The following is a 15,875-nucleotide window of genomic DNA, read 5'->3' on the forward strand; positions in this document are numbered from 1 at the left end:
CGTCGCAGACCCCGGTGCGGCACAGCAGGGGCGTGGCCTCGCCGCTCGTGTCTGCTGTGCGCTGCGCGTTCACGCCGCCGTTCCTTCCTTCGCCGCGAGGTGGACGTGGATGAGGCCGTCGTCGACGGTGACGCGGTGGGTGCGGACGGAGCGGCGGGCCGGGAGACAGGTCGGGGCGCCGGTGCGCAGGTCGAACGAGGCGGCGTGCAGCGGGCATTCGACGAGGCAGCCCTCCAGCCAGCCCTCGGAGAGGGAGGCGTCCTGGTGGGTGCAGGTGTCGTCGATGGCGTAGAGATCGCCGTCGTCGGTGTGAAACACGGCGACGGGCGGGGTCGTCTCGACGCGGAAGGACTCACCCTTGGGGAGGTCTTCGAGGCGGCAGACGGGAATCACGGGCCCCCCTCTCGGTCCGGGACACATGGTCCGGACCAGTTCGGCCAGACTGTAGGCAGTTCCAGGGAGTGCCGGACCGTGGCGGGTCCGGGCACGGGAAGGTGTTGGTGCACGTCATCCGTTCCAGCGCTCGGGGCGAGTCCCCTGCCGGGAGCTGGACCCCTACCGAGATCCGGACGCTTCGGTAACATGATGTTTCACATGGCGCATGAGCAAGCGCCATACGCAACAGAATCCGGGCGGGGCGACCGCCGCGTCAAGGGGTTCCCGCAGATGCGGCCCAAACAGGGCCGACAGGTGGTGAGTGTTCAGCCATGACCCGCACGCAGAAGCAGTCCGGCCAGGAGGAGAATCACACGGAGAGCGGAGCCAGGAGCGGCAGAGGCGCGGCGAGTGCCGTCCAGTCGGTGGATCGCGCCGTGAGTGTGCTGGAGATCCTCGCCCGGCACGGCGAGGCGGGGGTGACCGAGATCGCCGACGAGCTGGACGTGCACAAGTCCACGGCGTTCCGGCTGCTCGGGGTGCTGGAGAACCGCGGCCTGGTGGCCCAGGCGAAGGACCGCGGCAAGTACTACCTGGGCGCCGGCGTACTGCGCCTCGCGGGGGCGGCGGCAGTGCGGCTGGACGTCTCGCAGGAGGGCGTCCCGGTGTGCCGGGAGCTCGCCGACGAGCTGGGCGAGACGGTCAACATCGCGGTCCTGGACGACGACGCGGCGGTCAACATCATGCAGGCCCGCGGCACCGCGTCCGTCACCGCGCAGAACTGGCTCGGCCGGCGCACCCCGCTGCATGCCACCGCCAGCGGAAAGGTGCTGCTCGCCCATCTGCCGCCGACCCTGCGCGAGGGCCTGCTGGCGCGCCCGCTGCACCGCTTCACCGAGCGGACCACGACGGTCGCGTCCCTGCTGCGCGGCGAGTTGGACACCGTGGTGCAGCAGGGGTACGCGATCACGAGGGAGGAGCTGGAGATCGGGCTGGCGGCGGCGGCGTCTCCGGTGCGGGCGCACGACGGCAAGGTCATCGCGTCGCTCAGCGTCTCGGGGCCGGTGTACCGACTGACCCCGGAGCGGCTGCCCGAGGTCGCCAAGCGCACGGAAGCGGCCGCCATCGAGCTGTCCCGTCGTATGGGGTACGGCTTCTGACGTAGCCCCGGCCGTCACCGGCAGGCGCGGGAGCACAGCGCGGGATCAGGAGAATCCCTGGTCCCGCGCTGTTGCGTGTCCGGGGCCTTTCGCCCCTCCCGTTCCGTTTTCCAAGGGTTGACCCGAACCATGGCCCGCACCTCTTGACGGCTCCTCGATGGCGTTCCCACTATGTTTCCCATCGCGCAACCCATCGTGCACTGCGCAACAGCAGAGGAGCGTGGTCGTGCCACACGAGGTCCGTGCCGTAGTCGCTGTCGAGAAGGGTGCACCCGTCCGGGTGCAGACGATCGTGGTGCCTGATCCCGGGCCCGGGGAGGTCCTCGTCGGTGTGCAGGCCTGCGGGGTCTGCCACACGGATCTGCACTACCGTCAGGGCGCGATCAACGACGACTTCCCCTTCCTGCTGGGCCATGAGGCGGCGGGCACGATCGAGGCGGTCGGCGAGGGAGTCACCGAGCTCCGGTCCGGCGACTACGTGGTGCTGGCCTGGCGTGCCCCCTGCGGCGGTTGCCGCTCCTGTCGCCGCGGCCGCCCCTGGTACTGCTTCGGCTCCCGCAACGCGGCCCAGCCGATGACCCTGCCGGACGGCACACCGCTCTCCAACGCGCTCGGCATCGGGGCGTTCGCCGAGAAGACGCTGGTCGCGGCGGGGCAGGCGGTGAAGATCGACCCGGCGGCGCGCCCGGAGGCAGCCGGACTCATCGGCTGCGGCGTGATGGCCGGATACGGCGCGGCGGTCAACACCGGCAACGTCGGCCGGGGCGACTCGGTCGCGGTGATCGGCTGTGGCGGGGTGGGCGACGCGGCCATCGCGGGCGCCTGTCTCAACGGTGCCATGAAGGTCATCGCCGTCGACATCGACGACAGGAAGCTCGACCAGGCGGAGAAGTTCGGCGCGACCCACACCGTCAACTCGCGGGGCACGGACCCGGTCGAAGCGGTGCGGGAACTCACCGGCGGCTTCGGAGTCGACATCGCGATCGACGCGGTGGGCCGGCCCGAGACCTTCCGGCAGGCCTTCTACATGCGCGATCACGCGGGTCTGCTGGTCCAGGTCGGCGTGCCGTCCCCCGAGATGAAGGTGGAACTTCCGCTGATCGACGTGTTCTCGCGGGGCGGCGCGATCAAGTCGTCCTGGTACGGCGACTGTCTGCCGAGCCGGGACTTCCCGTTCCTCATCGACCAGTACCTGTACGGGCTGCTGGACCTGAACGCGTTCGTCAGCGAGACCATCGCCCTGGACCAGGTGGAGGCGGCGTTCGCGAAGATGCACCGGGGCGAGGTGCTGCGCTCGGTGGTCGTGCTGTGAGCACACACCCCACCCCCTGAGCCTGCGGTCTCACGCACCTCGCAACCTTCGGACAACGGCTCCCCCGTACCTCCCCGCGGCCCCCAACGCCCCACTCCCCCAACGCGTTCAACCGTCCCGGCAAGGAGGGGCATGTCCAGCACACCCGAAAACCCCCGCGTGGTCGTCATCGGTGCCGGCATCGTCGGCTGCTCCCTCGCCGACGAACTCACCGCGCGCGGCTGGACCGGCATCACCGTCCTCGAACAGGGGCCCCTGCCCGCCCCCGGCGGCTCCACCTCGCACGCGCCCGGCCTCGTCTTCCAGACCAGCCCCTCGAAAACCCTCACCGCCCTCGCCCGGTACACCGTCGAGAAGTTCGGCTCCCTCGACGTCGACGGCGTCTCCTGCTTCCACCAGGTCGGCGGCCTGGAGCTGGCCACCAGCCCCGAGCGCCTCGCCGAGTTGCACCGCAGGGCCGGCTACGCCGCCTCCTGGGGCGTGCGCGGCGAGATCGTCAGCGCCGCACGCTGCAAGGAACTGTGGCCGCTGATCGACGAGTCGATGGTCCTCGGCGGCTTCCACACCCCGGACGACGGCCTCGCCCGGGCCCTGCTCGCCGCCCGCGCCCAGATGAGCCGGGCCACGGCACGGGGCGCCCGCTTCCTGGACCGGCACACGGTCACCGGCATCGAGCAGGCGGACGGCCGGGTCACCGCCGTCGTCACCGACCGGGGCACCTTCCCGGCCGACCATGTCGTCTCGGCGGCCGGATTCTGGGGTCCGGTCATCGGCCGCATGGCCGGTGTCGACGTCCCTCTGCAACCGCTCGCCCACCAGTACGCAAGGACCGGGCCGCTTCCCGAGCTGAGCGGCGCCACCGTGGAGGCCTCGAAGCCCATCCTCCGCTTCCAGGACCGGGACCTGTACTTCCGCGAGCACACCGACCGCATCGGCATCGGCTCCTACGCCCACCGGCCCCTGCCCGTCGACCCGTTCGCGGTCCTGCCGTACGACGAGGCCCGTGCCCGGAGCATGGACATGCCGTCCTCGTACCCCTTCACCGAGGAGGACTGGGCCCCCAGCTGGGCCGACTGCCGGCAGCTCATGCCCGCCCTGCGCGACGCGGAGATCGAGGCCGGCTTCAACGGTGTCTTCTCCTTCACCCCGGACGGCATGCCGGTCCTCGGTGAGTCCCGGCGGCTGCGCGGCTTCTGGCTGGCGGAGGCCGTCTGGGTCACGCACTCCGCCGGTGTCGCGAGGGCCGTCGCCGAGTGGATGGTGGACGGGCGGCCGTCGGTCGATCTGCACGAGTGCGACCTCACGCGGTTCGAGGAGGCACAGCGCTCACCGTCGTACGTCCTCGAGCGCGGTGCGCGGCAGTTCATCGAGGTGTACGACGTCATCCACCCCCTCCAGCCGATGGAGCGGCCACGGCCCCTGCGCGTCAGCCCCTTCCACGCCCGGCAGCAGCAGCTCGGCGCCTACTTCCTGGAGGGCGGCGGCTGGGAGCGCCCGCACTGGTACGAGGCGAACGCCCCGCTCGTGGACACCCTCGGGCCCCTCCCCGAGCGGGATCCCTGGGCGGCCCGCCACTGGTCCCCCATCGCGGCGGCCGAGGCGAAGGCGACCCGCGAGGGCGTCGCCCTCTACGACATGACGCCCCTGCGTCGCCTCGAAGTCACCGGCCCCGGAGCCCTCGGCTTCCTCGACCGCATGACCAGCAACAACCTCCGCAAGAAGCCCGGCGCGGTCACCTACACGCTGCTCCTCGACGAGTGGGGCGGCATCCGCTCCGACCTCACCGTGGCCCGTCTCGCCCCCGACCGCTTCCAGGTCGGCGCCAACTCCCCCGCCGACCTGGACCGGCTGCTGCGCCACGCCCCCGCCGACGTCCACATCCGGGACGTCACCTCCGGCACGTGCTGTGTCGGCGTCTGGGGCCCGCTCGCCCGCGACCTCGTCCAGCCGCTCACCCCGGACGACTTCTCGCACGAGGCGTTCGGCTACTTCCGCGCGAAGGAGACGTACATCGGGCACGTCCCGGTGACGGCCATGCGGCTGAGCTACGTCGGCGAGCTCGGCTGGGAGCTGTACACCACCGCCGACCTGGGGCTCCGGCTCTGGGACACGCTGTGGGAGGCCGGCCGGGAGCTCGGCGTGATCGCGGCCGGGCGCTCGGCGTTCAACTCCCTGCGCCTGGAGAAGGGCTACCGCGCCTGGGGCGTCGACATGACCGACGAGCACGACCCGTTCGAGACGGGCGTCGGCTTCGCGGTGCGCATGGACCGGGAGGACTTCGTCGGCAAGGCGGCCCTGGCCCGGGCCGGCGAGCCCGCCCGCCGCCTCACGCCCCTTCTCCTCGACGATCCCGCATCCGTCGTCCTCGGCAAGGAGCCGGTCTTCGTGGACGGCACCCCGGCCGGCTACGTCACCAGCGCGTCGTACGGCTACACGCTCGGCCGCTGCGTCGCGTACGCCTGGCTGCCCGCCGGTCTTCCCACGGGCACGGGCGTGCACATCGAGTACTTCGGCGAGAAGGTCCCGGCCACGGTCGCCGACGAGCCGCTGTTCGACCCGAAGATGACACGCATCCGCCGCTAGCACCCCATGCCTTCTCCCCTCCGAGGAGCACGCACGTGACGACGACCCCGATCACCACGAGCCTGATCGCCACCCTCCCCGGGCCCTACTACACCGACCCGGACGTCTTCCGGCAGGAGCAGGAACGCGTCTTCGAGTCGATGTGGTTCTGCGCGGTCCGCAGCTCCGACCTGGACCGGCCCGGCGCCTTCCGCACCGTCCAGGTCGGTCGCGAGAGCGTCATCATCACCCGTACCCGCAAGGGCGAACTGCGCGCCTTCCTCAACGTGTGCCGGCACCGCGGGGCGCGCCTGTGCACGGAGGAGTCGGGCGAGATCCGCCGCACACTGCAATGCCCGTACCACGCGTGGACGTACGACCTCGACGGCAAGTTGATCGCCGCACCCAACTTGATCAAGATGCCGGACGTCGATCGCGTCGCATACGGATTGATCAATGTCGCCCTGCGCGAGTGGCTCGGCTACGCCTGGGTGTGCCTCGCGGACGACCCGCCCTCCTTCGAGGACACGGTCCTGCACGCGGCCGTCGAGCGGCTCGGCGACGTGGCCGCGATCGATCATTACGGCACGGAGAACCTCGCGCTCGGCAAACGCATCACCTATGACGTGCAGGCGAACTGGAAACTGATCGTCGAGAACTTCATGGAGTGCTACCACTGTGCGACGATCCACCCCGAGCTGACCGAGGTGCTGCCCGAGTTCGCCGACGGTTACGCCGCCCAGTACTACGTGGGACACGGCGCCCGGTTCGGGGACGAGGTCAAGGGCTTCACGGTCGACGGCAGCGAGGGCTTCGGCAGGCTGCCCGAGGTGAGCGCCGAGCAGGACCGCCGCTACTACGCCATCACGGTCAAGCCGACCGTCTTCGTCAACCTCGTCCCGGACCACGTCGTCCTGCACCGCATGTTCCCGCTCGCCGAGGACCGCACGGTCGTCGAGTGCGACTGGCTGTACGCGCCCGACGTGGTGCAGTCCGGGACCGACGTGACCAAGTCCGTAGAGCTCTTTCACCGGGTCAACGTCCAGGACTTCGCCGCCTGTGAACGGACACAGCCGGCGATGGCTTCCCGCGCGTACCGCGAGGGCGGTGTGCTGGTCCCCAACGAGCACCACATCCAGATCTTCCACGAATGGCTCGTCGAGCGGCTGGGAGGCGCGCATGCCGGACCTGTTCATTGACGGTGAGTGGCGGGGGGCGGTCGACGAGCGCACGCGTGAGATCCACTGCCCGGCCGACGGCTCCCTGGTGGGGGTCGTGGACGAGGCGGGCGGCAAGGACACGGTGGACGCGATCACGGCGGCCCGCCGCGCCTTCGACGAAGGGCCCTGGCCGCGGACCCCGGCCCAGGAGCGCGGCGACCTGCTGCTGCGCGTCGCGGAGCTGCTCGTACGGGACAAGGACGCCCTCGCCCGCGCGGAGTCCCTGGACACGGGCAAGCGGCTCGTCGAGAGCGCGTACGACATCGACGACATCGCGATCTGCTTCCGATACTTCGGGCGGCTGGTGGCGAGCGAGCACGGCCGGGTCGTCGACACCGGCCGGGACGACGTCGACAGCCGGGTGGTGCACGAACCGGTCGGCGTGTGCGGGCTGATCACGCCCTGGAACTACCCGCTGCTGCAGACGGCCTGGAAGGTCGCCCCGGCCCTCGCGGCGGGCAACACCTTCGTGCTGAAGCCGAGCGAACTGACCCCGCACACCGCGATCCGCCTTCTGCGGCTGCTGGCGGAAGCCGGTCTTCCGTCAGGCGCCGGCAACCTGGTCCTGGGCGCCGGTCCGGAGGCGGGCGCCCCGCTCGCCGACCACCTGGACGTGGACCTCGTCTCGTTCACCGGCGGCCTGGAGACCGGCCGCCGGCTGATGGCGGCGGCCGCCGGGACGGTGAAGAAGGTGGCCCTGGAACTCGGCGGCAAGAACCCGAACATCGTCTTCACCGACGCCGGGTTCGAGGCGGCCGTCGACATGGCGCTGACCGCCGTGTTCCTGCACTCGGGCCAGGTGTGCTCGGCCGGGGCGCGGCTGCTCGTCGAGGACTCCCTGCACGACCGGTTCGTCGACGAGGTCGTACGCCGGGCGCAGTCCATCCGGCTGGGCGGGCCGTTCGACGAACGGGCGCGGACCGGGCCGCTGATCTCGGCCGCGCACCGCGCCAAGGTCGAGGCGTACGTGGCGAAGGGCCTGGCGGAGGGCGCGGTGCTGCGCTGCGGCGGCTCGCGCCCGGACCGGCCGGACCTCGCGGACGGCTTCTACTACCTGCCCACGGTGCTGGACGAGTGCGTCGCGGGGATGTCGGTGGTCCAGGAGGAATCCTTCGGGCCGGTCCTCACGGTCGAACGGTTCAGCAGCGAGGAGGAGGCCGTACGCCTCGCCAACGACACGGTCTACGGCCTGGCCGGCGCCGTGTGGACGAGCGACGAGGCCCGCGCGGCCCGGGTCGCGGCCCGGCTGCGGCTCGGCACCGTCTGGATCAACGACTACCACCCCTACGTCCCGCAGGCGGAGTGGGGCGGATTCAAGCAGTCCGGCTTCGGCCGCGAACTCGGGCCCGCGGGGCTCGCCGAGTATCGCGAGACGAAGCACATCTGGCGCAACACCCGTCCCACACCCCAGGGTTGGTTCGACTGATCCACCTCGCCCCGAGGCACACCCATTGAGGAACCGCCCATGAAGACAACCGCGGAGTCGACCGACCGAGACAGCCGGGACGACGCCGAACTCACCGAGTTCGGCTACAGACCCGAGCTCAAACGCACCCTCGGCAACTTCCACACCTTCGCCGCCGGGATCAGCTACATCTCCATCCTGACCGGCACCTTCCAGCTGTTCTACTTCGGCTACGGCAGCGGCGGCCCCGCCTACTGGTGGTCGTGGCCGATGGTCTTCGCCGGCCAGTTCATGGTCGCCCTGTGCTTCGCGGAGCTCGCCGCCCGCTATCCCGTGGCGGGCTCCGTCTACAACTGGTCGAAGAAGATAGGCAACCCGCATCTGGGCTGGCTCGCCGGCTGGATGATGCTGATCGCCTCGATCGTGTCCATATCGGCCGTCGCACTGGCCTACCAGTTGACGCTGCCGCAGATCTCGTCGTTCTTCCAGTTCGTGGGCGACGGCACCGGTACGTACGACGTGGCGACCAACGCGGTCATCCTGGCCGCGGTGTTGATCCTGTTCACGACCCTCGTGAACGCCTTCGGCGTCAAGCTGATGGCAAGGATCAACACGGCGGGCGTGTTCATCGAGTTGATCGCCACGGTCGTATTGATCATCATGTTCGCGGTCCACATCACGCGTGGTCCACAGGTCGTCGTGGAAACGCACGGCACCGGCGCGGGGTACGGGAACGGCTACCTGGGTGCCTTCCTGGTGGCCTCGCTGGCCTCGGCGTACGTCATGTACGGCTTCGACACCGCCGCCTCGCTCGGCGAGGAGTCCCTGGACCCGACCCGGAACGCGCCGCGCGCCATCATCCGGGCGATCGTGGCGTCCTTCGTCCTCGGCGGCCTCATCCTCCTGCTCGCCCTGATGAGCGTGTCCAGTCTGAAGGGCGAGAAGCTCTCCACTGACGGCCTGCAGTACATCGTGCTGGACGTGCTCGGCCCGACGGCCGGCAAGGCGATGCTGTGGTGCGTGCTGATCGCGGTGACGGTGTGCGCCCTGGCGGTGCACACGGCGGCGGTCCGGCTGGCGTTCGCGATGGCCCGTGACAACAACCTGCCCGCGTCCTCGAAGCTGGCCAAGTGCCACCCGCGGTTCCAGACGCCGGTCCTGCCGACCGTGATCATCGGGATCCTGGCGCTGGCGATCCTGGTGGTCAACATCCGCCAGCCGCAGATCTTCACGGTCGTCACCAGCATCGGCATCATCATGATCTACCTCGCCTACCTGGGCGTCACGGTGCCGCTGCTGGTCGCCCGGCTGCGCGGCAAGTGGCAGCCCGCGGGAGAGGGCCGCTTCTCCCTGGGCCGCTGGGGCCTGCCGGTCAACATCCTGGCCGTCCTGTGGGGCGCCGCCATGACGCTCAACCTGATCTGGCCCCGGGCCGCGGTCTACAACGCCGCGGCTCCCTACCACTGGTACCTGCGCTGGGGCGCGGTGCTGTTCGTCGCCGTCATCGCCGGCGGCGGCTTCGCCTACTACTGGTTCGTCCAGCGGCACCGCACCGGCGTGCTCGCCGAGCACCGCTCGCAGGTCACGGACGCCGCTCCCGTCGCCGCCCCGGCGGCCGACTGAAGGCTGAGGGAGAACCCATGAGTACACATGAGTTCGACTACGTCGTGGTCGGCGGTGGCACCGCGGGCAACGTGGTGGCCTCCCGGCTCTCCGAGGACCCCTCCGTCACGGTGTGCGTGCTGGAGGCCGGCCCGAGTGACGTCGGCGACGACGACGTCCTGCGGCTGGAGCGCTGGATGGGCCTGCTGGAGTCCGGCTACGACTGGGACTATCCGGTCGAGCCGCAGGCCAGCGGCAACAGCTTCATGCGGCACGCCCGGGCGAAAGTGCTCGGCGGCTGCTCCTCCCACAACTCCTGCATCGCCTTCTGGGCCCCGGCCGAGGACCTCGACGACTGGGCGGCCGCGGGCTGCACGGGCTGGAGCGCGGCCGACCTGTTCCCGCTGTACCGGCGGCTGGAGAACAACGACGCGCCCGGCGACCACCACGGCCGCACCGGCCCGGTGAAGCTGCGCACGCTGAAGAGCGACGACCCGTGCGGCACGGCCCTGCTGGAGGCGTGCGCGCAGGCGGGCATCCCCACGGTCCCCTTCAACACGGGCCGCACGGTGCTCCGGGGCGCCAACTGGTTCCAGATCAACTCCGACGAGAACAACATCCGCCAGTCGTCCTCGGTCGCCTATCTGCATCCGATCCTCGGCAAACGCCCCAACCTGGAGGTTCGGACGGGCGTACGCGCCAAGAAGCTGGTGCTCGAGGGGCGGCGCTGCGTGGGCGCCGAATACCTCGACCCGGACCTGATCCACACCCGGACGGTACGGGCCCGGCGCGAGGTGATCGTCTCCTGCGGGGCGATCGACTCGCCGAAGTTGCTGATGCTGTCGGGCATCGGGCCGGCCGGGCATCTGCGCGAGACCGGCGTCGAGGTGGTCATGGACGCACCCGGCGTCGGCGAGAACCTCCAGGACCACCCCGAGGGCGTGATCATGTGGGAGGCCCGGCAGCCCATGACCACCACGTCCAGCCAGTGGTGGGAGGCGGGCATCTTCTACGACACCGAGCCCGGGCTCGACCGGCCGGACCTGATGTTCCACTACGGGTCCGTGCCGTTCGACATGAACACCGCCCGGCACGGCTACCCCACCTCCGAGAACGCGTTCTGTCTCACGCCCAACGTGACGCGGGCGAGGTCACGGGGGACGGTAAGACTGCGGACCCGGGACTACCGGGACAAGCCCAGGGTCGATCCGCGGTACTTCACCCACGAGCACGACGTGCGGGTGATGACGTACGGGCTGAGGCTGGCCCGGCGGATCGCCGAGCAGCCCGCGTTGAGCGGCTGGGCGGGGGCCGAGCTGGCGCCCGGGCCGGAGGCGCGGACGGATGACGAACTGCTCGACTACGTCCACAAGACGCACAACACCGTCTATCACCCGTCCTGCACCGTGAAGATGGGGGCGGACGACGACCGCTCCGCGCCCCTGGACGCACGACTGCGGGTCAAGGGAGTGGAGGGGCTGCGGGTCGCGGACGGGTCGGTCATGCCCCACCTCGTCACCGTCAACCCCTGTATCACCACCATGATGATCGGCGAGAAGTGCGCCGACCTCCTGCGGGAGGACGCCCGGATCTAGGAAACCGGGCGTTTGTACATCCTGGTCGCCGTGATCTCGCTGTGTACGGCCTCCCCGTCGGGAGCCTCACGCGGCAGGCCCGGGCGGAGGTGTTCCTCGACGCTGATGTACTTGAGGCCCGCCCTCAGGTCGGCGTCGTTGCGCATGCGGATGACCAGGGGGAACTCGGCCAGCGCGGTGGTGTCGAACAGGCCCGTGGTGTACAGCAGCTGCACACCCAGGGCGTCCGACACCGCCCGCTGGAGTTCCAGCAGGTACGTGGCGTTGGCGCGCCCGATGGGGTTGTCGAGGAACAGCGTGCCGGCGTGCCGGTGCTTGTCACGGCCCCGGTCGTTCGAGCGCAGCGCGGCCATCGTGCAGTAGAGGGCGATGGCGGCGGTGAGGAGCTGGCCGCCGGAGAAGACGTCGCCCATCTGCCCGACGGGGACCCGCTCGGCGCGCAGCACGGCGTCGGGCTTGAGGATCTCGACGGCGACGCCCTTGGGCTGGAGGGCGGCGGCGACGCCCCGCAGCAGCAGGGACATGCCGTCGCGGCGCAGATCGGAGTTCTTCTTGACGGCGGCGCGGGTCGCCTCGTCGATGACCTCGCCGAGCCGCTCGGTGAGAGTGGCCTGGTCGGGCTCCTCGAAGCGGATGCGCAGGAACTCCTGCCCCGACCACTCCCCGAGGCCCTCCGGCAGCCGGGAGAGCCGCTGGGCGGAGCGCAGGGTCGCCAGGGCCGACTCGACCAGGCCGCGCAGCCGGTCCACGATCGAGTCGCGGTTGCGCTCCAGCTGCTCCAGCTCGTCGGTCAGGACACGCAGGCGGGGCGCGAAGGCGTCTGCCCACTTCTGGGCGTGCTCGGGCAGCGCCGCGGCGGGCAGTTCGCGGATCTGCTGCCGGGCCGGCGTGCGGACCTGCTCGTAGCGTGTGGAGTTGGCGTGCCGGACGAGGATGTCGCTGGCCTCGCGGACGGCGGACTCGGCGGCGGACAGATCGGCGGCGCAGCCGCGCAGCGACCGGCGGGCCTCGGCGGCGGACTGCCGGGCCTCCTCCGGGCTGCCGGGGTACGGCTCCGTCTCCTCCTGCTCCTCCTCGGTGCCGTGCTCGCGCAGCAGATCGCGGAGCATGGCGGCGATCTCGTCGAAGCCGCTCGCCGCGTCCTCGGCGGCGCGGTGGGCGCCGAGGAGTTCGGCGTGCGCCTCCCTGGCCTGGTTGAGCGCCTCGGTGCGGGAGGCGAGTTCGGCCGTGGCGGTGCGCAGCAGGGTCTGCGCATGCTCGGCGTCGCGCGGCTGAATGTCCTGGGGGAGGTCGGTGTGGGCCTCGCCGTCCTCGGGTGCGAGCCGTTCGGCCTCGCCGCGCAGCCGCCCGAGCTGCTCGCTCGCGGTCGACATCCGGGTCTCCAGGAGCTGCACCAGCTCCTCGGCGCGGGCGGCGGCGGCCTGGCGGCTGGGCCCGTCGGAGCCGTCGGGGGATTCGAGGAGCTGCGCCGCGCGCGTGCGGACCTTGTTGCTCAGCCGGTCCAGCTCCGCGCGGGCCGCGCTCTCGTCGCTCTCGGCGCGGGCCTGCTCGGCGCGCAGGTCGGCGCCCACGCCGACCTTCTCGTACAGCTGGGACGCGGCCCGGTAGGCCTCTCGCAGGGCGGGCAGGGAGGCCTTGGGGAGCTGAGCCTCGTCCTCGGGTACGTCGTCGGGGGCGCCCGCGATCTCGGAGCGCTCGGCGCGCAGCGTACGGGCGGTGCGGCGGGTGTCGTCGGCGGCTCGCTGGGCGGCGCGCCGGTCCTCGTCGGCGGCCCGGGCCCGGTCCAGGCAGGCCTGGGCACTCGCCTCGGACTCGGCCGCCTCGTCGGCGAGTTCGCGCAGCTTGACCTGCCAGCCGGCCCGCTCGCGCAGCCGGAAGGCGAGCCCGGCGAGGGCGTCGGCGGAGCGGCGGGTCTTCTGGGCGGCCTCCTGCCGTTCGTCCCGGACGCGCGCGGCCTCGGCGGCGGTCTCGTCGGCCTCGGCCCGCACGGTCCGGGCCTCGGCCAGCTCGGCCTCCGACTCCTCGGCGAACTCGCGTGTGTCGTGCGCCGCCCGGGCCAGTTCGGTGAGCCGGCCGGCGGGGCAGCCGGTGCGCCAGGAGGTGAGCCGGGCGGCCAGCTCGCGGTCCTTGCCGAGCCGGGCGGCGAGCGTGCGGATCTCCTCGTCCCGCTCGGTCGCCCGGGCGCGCAGTGCCTGCCGCTCCTCGTCGGCGGCGTGCTCGTCGTGCATGGCGGGGTTCGGCGGCACGAGGAACACCTCACCGCTGTCGGTGCCCGGGGCCGGGGTCGGGGCGAGCAGGGCGGCGGCGGTGCCGACGGCCACGGCGGAACGGGGCAGCAGGGCCGCGTCGCCCAGCGCCTCCCGGGCCCGGGCGTGGGAGTCGGGGTCGGTGATGATGACGCCGTCGACGAGCTCGGGCCGGGCGGCCAGCACGCGTGCGTGGTCGGCCGGGTCGACGGCCTGGGCGAGATAGCGCCAGCCGGGCAGGGCGGGGATGCCGTGCTCGCCGAGGAACTCGACCGTGGCGAGCACGTCCGGGCCGGGCGGCAGCAGCCCGCCGTCACCGAGCGCGCCGAGGATCCGGGAGTCGTCGGCGGCGGCCGTACGCAGCTCGAACAGCTGCCGCTCGGCGGAGGAGACGGCGTCGTCGAGCAGATCGCGCAGGTCGTCGGCGAAGCGGTCGAGCTCCTCGGCGGTGAGCCCTTGCCCGCCGGAGGCTGCCGGCGCGATCGGCTCGCGGTCCGTGCCGTGGCGGGGCTGCGGGATGCCCGGGCGGGGCTCCGGGGTCAGGCTGAGCAGCTCCGCCAGCCGCTCCTCCCCCGCCAGTGCCTCGGCGGTGCGGCGCTCGGCCTCGTACGACCGCTCCGCCGCTGTCGCCGCGTCGGCCGCGCGGGCCGCGGTCAGTTCCGCGCGGCTCTCGGCGGAAGCGGCTTCGCGCGCGTGCTCCGTGGCCCGGCGGGACGCCTCGCGGGCCGAGTCCCAGGCCGCGACGGCGCTCTTCTCGGCGTCGCTGGCGGCGAGGGCCGCACGGGCCGGGTCGGCGTCCGGCGCGGAGTCGTCCAGCCAGCCGGCTCGTACCGCCTCGGCGGTCTCCTGCTCGACCTCCGCGAGGCGCTGCTTGAGGTGCCCGATCTCGCTGCGGGCGCGCTGCGCCTGCGTGGCGGCCGCAGTGGAGTCGCGGTAGGCCGCGTCGCTGACCTCCTGGAGGGCGGCGGAGCGCTCCTCCTCCTCGTTGGCGTGGCTCTCCGCCTTCTCCGCGGCCGCGTGCAGGGCGCGCACGAGGTCGACGGCGGCCTTGGAGCGGGCGGCCAGCGCGGGCGCCGCGTCCCGCTCGGCCTCCTGGATCGCGGCGGACACGCGGGTGACCCGGTCGGAGGCGGCGCGGTGGCGCAGTACGGCCTCGGCGGCCTGCCACGCCGAGTGGAGCGTGCGGGCGTCGGCGAGCTCGCGCTTCTGCGCGGCGGCGGACTTCTCGGCACCGGCGAGCGCCAGCGAGGCGTGTCGGTAGGCGAGTTCGGCGGAGATCAGCGCGCTGCGCTCGCGGGCCCCCTCGGCGTGTGTGACGGCGTACGCGGCGGCGGTGACCCGCTGGGCCAGGTCGGCGGCCCGGACCCGTTCCCGCGCACCGCGTGCGGACAGCCTGCGGGCCAGGGTCCGGGTACGGCGCTCGGCTCCGGTGTGGACGTCACGCGCGCGTGAGCGGGCCTCGGCGGCCTCGACGATCCGTCCGAGGAGGTCGACGGAGCCGGCGGTGAAGTCGCGTTCGGCGATCAGCTCGGCGCGTCGTCCCAGCTTGTTGCCGAAGCCGCTGACCAGGTCGGCGAGCCCGTCGGTGTCGCGGGTGTCGGTGACGGCGCGCAGCAGCAGGTCGGTGAAGTCGGCGTCCTTCTTGACCGCGAAGAGACCGGCGGCCTCACCCTCGTCGGCGTTCATCTCGCGCTGGTAGCGGAAGAGTTCGGGGTCGAGGCCGAGGTCGCCGAGGTGCTCGATCCAGCGGTCGTGGGTCTCCTCCCAGTGCACCTCCAGGTGCGGGTAGGTCTTGCCCGCCTCCGTGAGGGCGTCCCGGAAGCCCTTCATGGTGCGGCGCCGCCCGCGCGCGCTGGACTGGCCCTCGGCCGGGGCCCGTACGGCGGTGGCCTCCGCCACGGGGAGGTTGTCGAGGCTGAGTCCGGGCCCGGGACGGAAGGAGTACCAGGCCTCGGCGAACTTCCGCGGGTCGTTGGAGATCTGCCGCCCGCGCCACTCACTGACCTTGCCGACGACGACGCACTCGCCGGTCAGGACGTGCTGCCACTCCAGGGCGACGTGTCCGCAGTCGTCGGCGAGGAGGAACTTGCGCAGTACACCGGAGCTGGCGCCGCCGAGGGTGTTGCGGTGGCCGGGCAGCATCACGGAGAAGATCAGCTTGAGCAGCACCGACTTGCCGCCGCCGTTCTCCAGGAAGAGCACGCCCGCGGGCGCGGGCCGGCGCGGCGGGCCGACCGGCTCCTCCTCGAAGAACTCCGCCTGCGTGGGCGCGGGGTCGGGCACGATCTCGCCGACTCCCCGCAGGTCAAGCACGGTGTCGGCGTAGCGCGCACCGGCGGGCCCGATCGAGTAGAGGCGGACCCGGGACAGCTCGTACATGGCGGACTCTCGTAAGTCT

At 71.9% G+C, this 15,875-nt stretch carries 9 protein-coding genes; 7 read left to right on the forward strand and 2 right to left on the reverse strand.

From position 1 onward, the window contains the following. Positions 1–69: 69 nt before the first annotated feature. A complete protein-coding gene (locus IO24_RS0124275) occupies positions 70–393 on the reverse strand; it encodes a bifunctional 3-phenylpropionate/cinnamic acid dioxygenase ferredoxin subunit (RefSeq protein WP_031138801.1) in 324 nt (107 codons plus the stop codon). A 314-nt stretch (positions 394–707) separates the two neighbouring features. Between IO24_RS0124275 and IO24_RS0124280 the strand changes: the two genes are divergently transcribed. The 7 genes from IO24_RS0124280 to IO24_RS0124310 all read left to right on the forward strand — a co-directional run bounded on the left by IO24_RS0124280 (position 708) and on the right by IO24_RS0124310 (position 11,231). Next, the gene (locus IO24_RS0124280) at positions 708–1,535 is read left to right on the forward strand and encodes an IclR family transcriptional regulator (protein ID WP_031138803.1); all 828 of its coding nucleotides are present in this window, start codon (positions 708–710) and stop codon (positions 1,533–1,535) included. Between the two features lie 226 nt (positions 1,536–1,761). After that, the gene (locus IO24_RS0124285; protein WP_031138806.1) at positions 1,762–2,847 is read left to right on the forward strand and encodes an S-(hydroxymethyl)mycothiol dehydrogenase; all 1,086 of its coding nucleotides are present in this window, start codon (positions 1,762–1,764) and stop codon (positions 2,845–2,847) included. A 132-nt stretch (positions 2,848–2,979) separates the two neighbouring features. Then, positions 2,980–5,430 carry a GcvT family protein gene (locus IO24_RS0124290; RefSeq protein WP_031138808.1) on the forward strand — a complete coding sequence of 817 codons (2,451 nt, stop codon included), beginning with the start codon at positions 2,980–2,982 and terminating at the stop codon, positions 5,428–5,430. Positions 5,431–5,465: 35 nt separating this feature from the next. Further along, positions 5,466–6,608, forward strand: coding sequence for an aromatic ring-hydroxylating oxygenase subunit alpha (locus IO24_RS0124295; RefSeq protein ID WP_031138810.1), 1,143 nt, complete (start codon positions 5,466–5,468; stop codon positions 6,606–6,608). Beyond that, on the forward strand, positions 6,589–8,055 hold the full coding sequence (locus IO24_RS0124300; RefSeq protein ID WP_031138812.1) for an aldehyde dehydrogenase family protein: 1,467 nt from the start codon (positions 6,589–6,591) through the stop codon (positions 8,053–8,055). Before IO24_RS0124295 ends, IO24_RS0124300 begins: the two co-directional genes overlap by 20 nt. A 39-nt stretch (positions 8,056–8,094) precedes the next feature. Continuing rightward, the gene (locus IO24_RS0124305) at positions 8,095–9,657 is read left to right on the forward strand and encodes an APC family permease (protein ID WP_031138814.1); all 1,563 of its coding nucleotides are present in this window, start codon (positions 8,095–8,097) and stop codon (positions 9,655–9,657) included. A gap of 17 nt (positions 9,658–9,674) precedes the next feature. Beyond that, on the forward strand, positions 9,675–11,231 hold the full coding sequence (locus tag IO24_RS0124310) for a GMC family oxidoreductase (protein WP_031138816.1): 1,557 nt from the start codon (positions 9,675–9,677) through the stop codon (positions 11,229–11,231). Here IO24_RS0124310 and IO24_RS0124315 read toward each other — a convergent pair. After that, complete coding sequence (locus tag IO24_RS0124315) at positions 11,228–15,856, reverse strand: coiled-coil domain-containing protein (RefSeq protein ID WP_031138817.1); 4,629 nt, start codon at positions 15,854–15,856, stop codon at positions 11,228–11,230. The two genes, IO24_RS0124310 and IO24_RS0124315, sit on opposite strands and share 4 nt — an antisense overlap. Positions 15,857–15,875: the final 19 nt, after the last annotated feature.

The sequence above is a fragment of the Streptomyces flavovariabilis genome (genome assembly GCF_000725785.1).
Taxonomy (GTDB): Bacteria; Actinomycetota; Actinomycetes; order Streptomycetales; family Streptomycetaceae; genus Streptomyces; species Streptomyces hawaiiensis.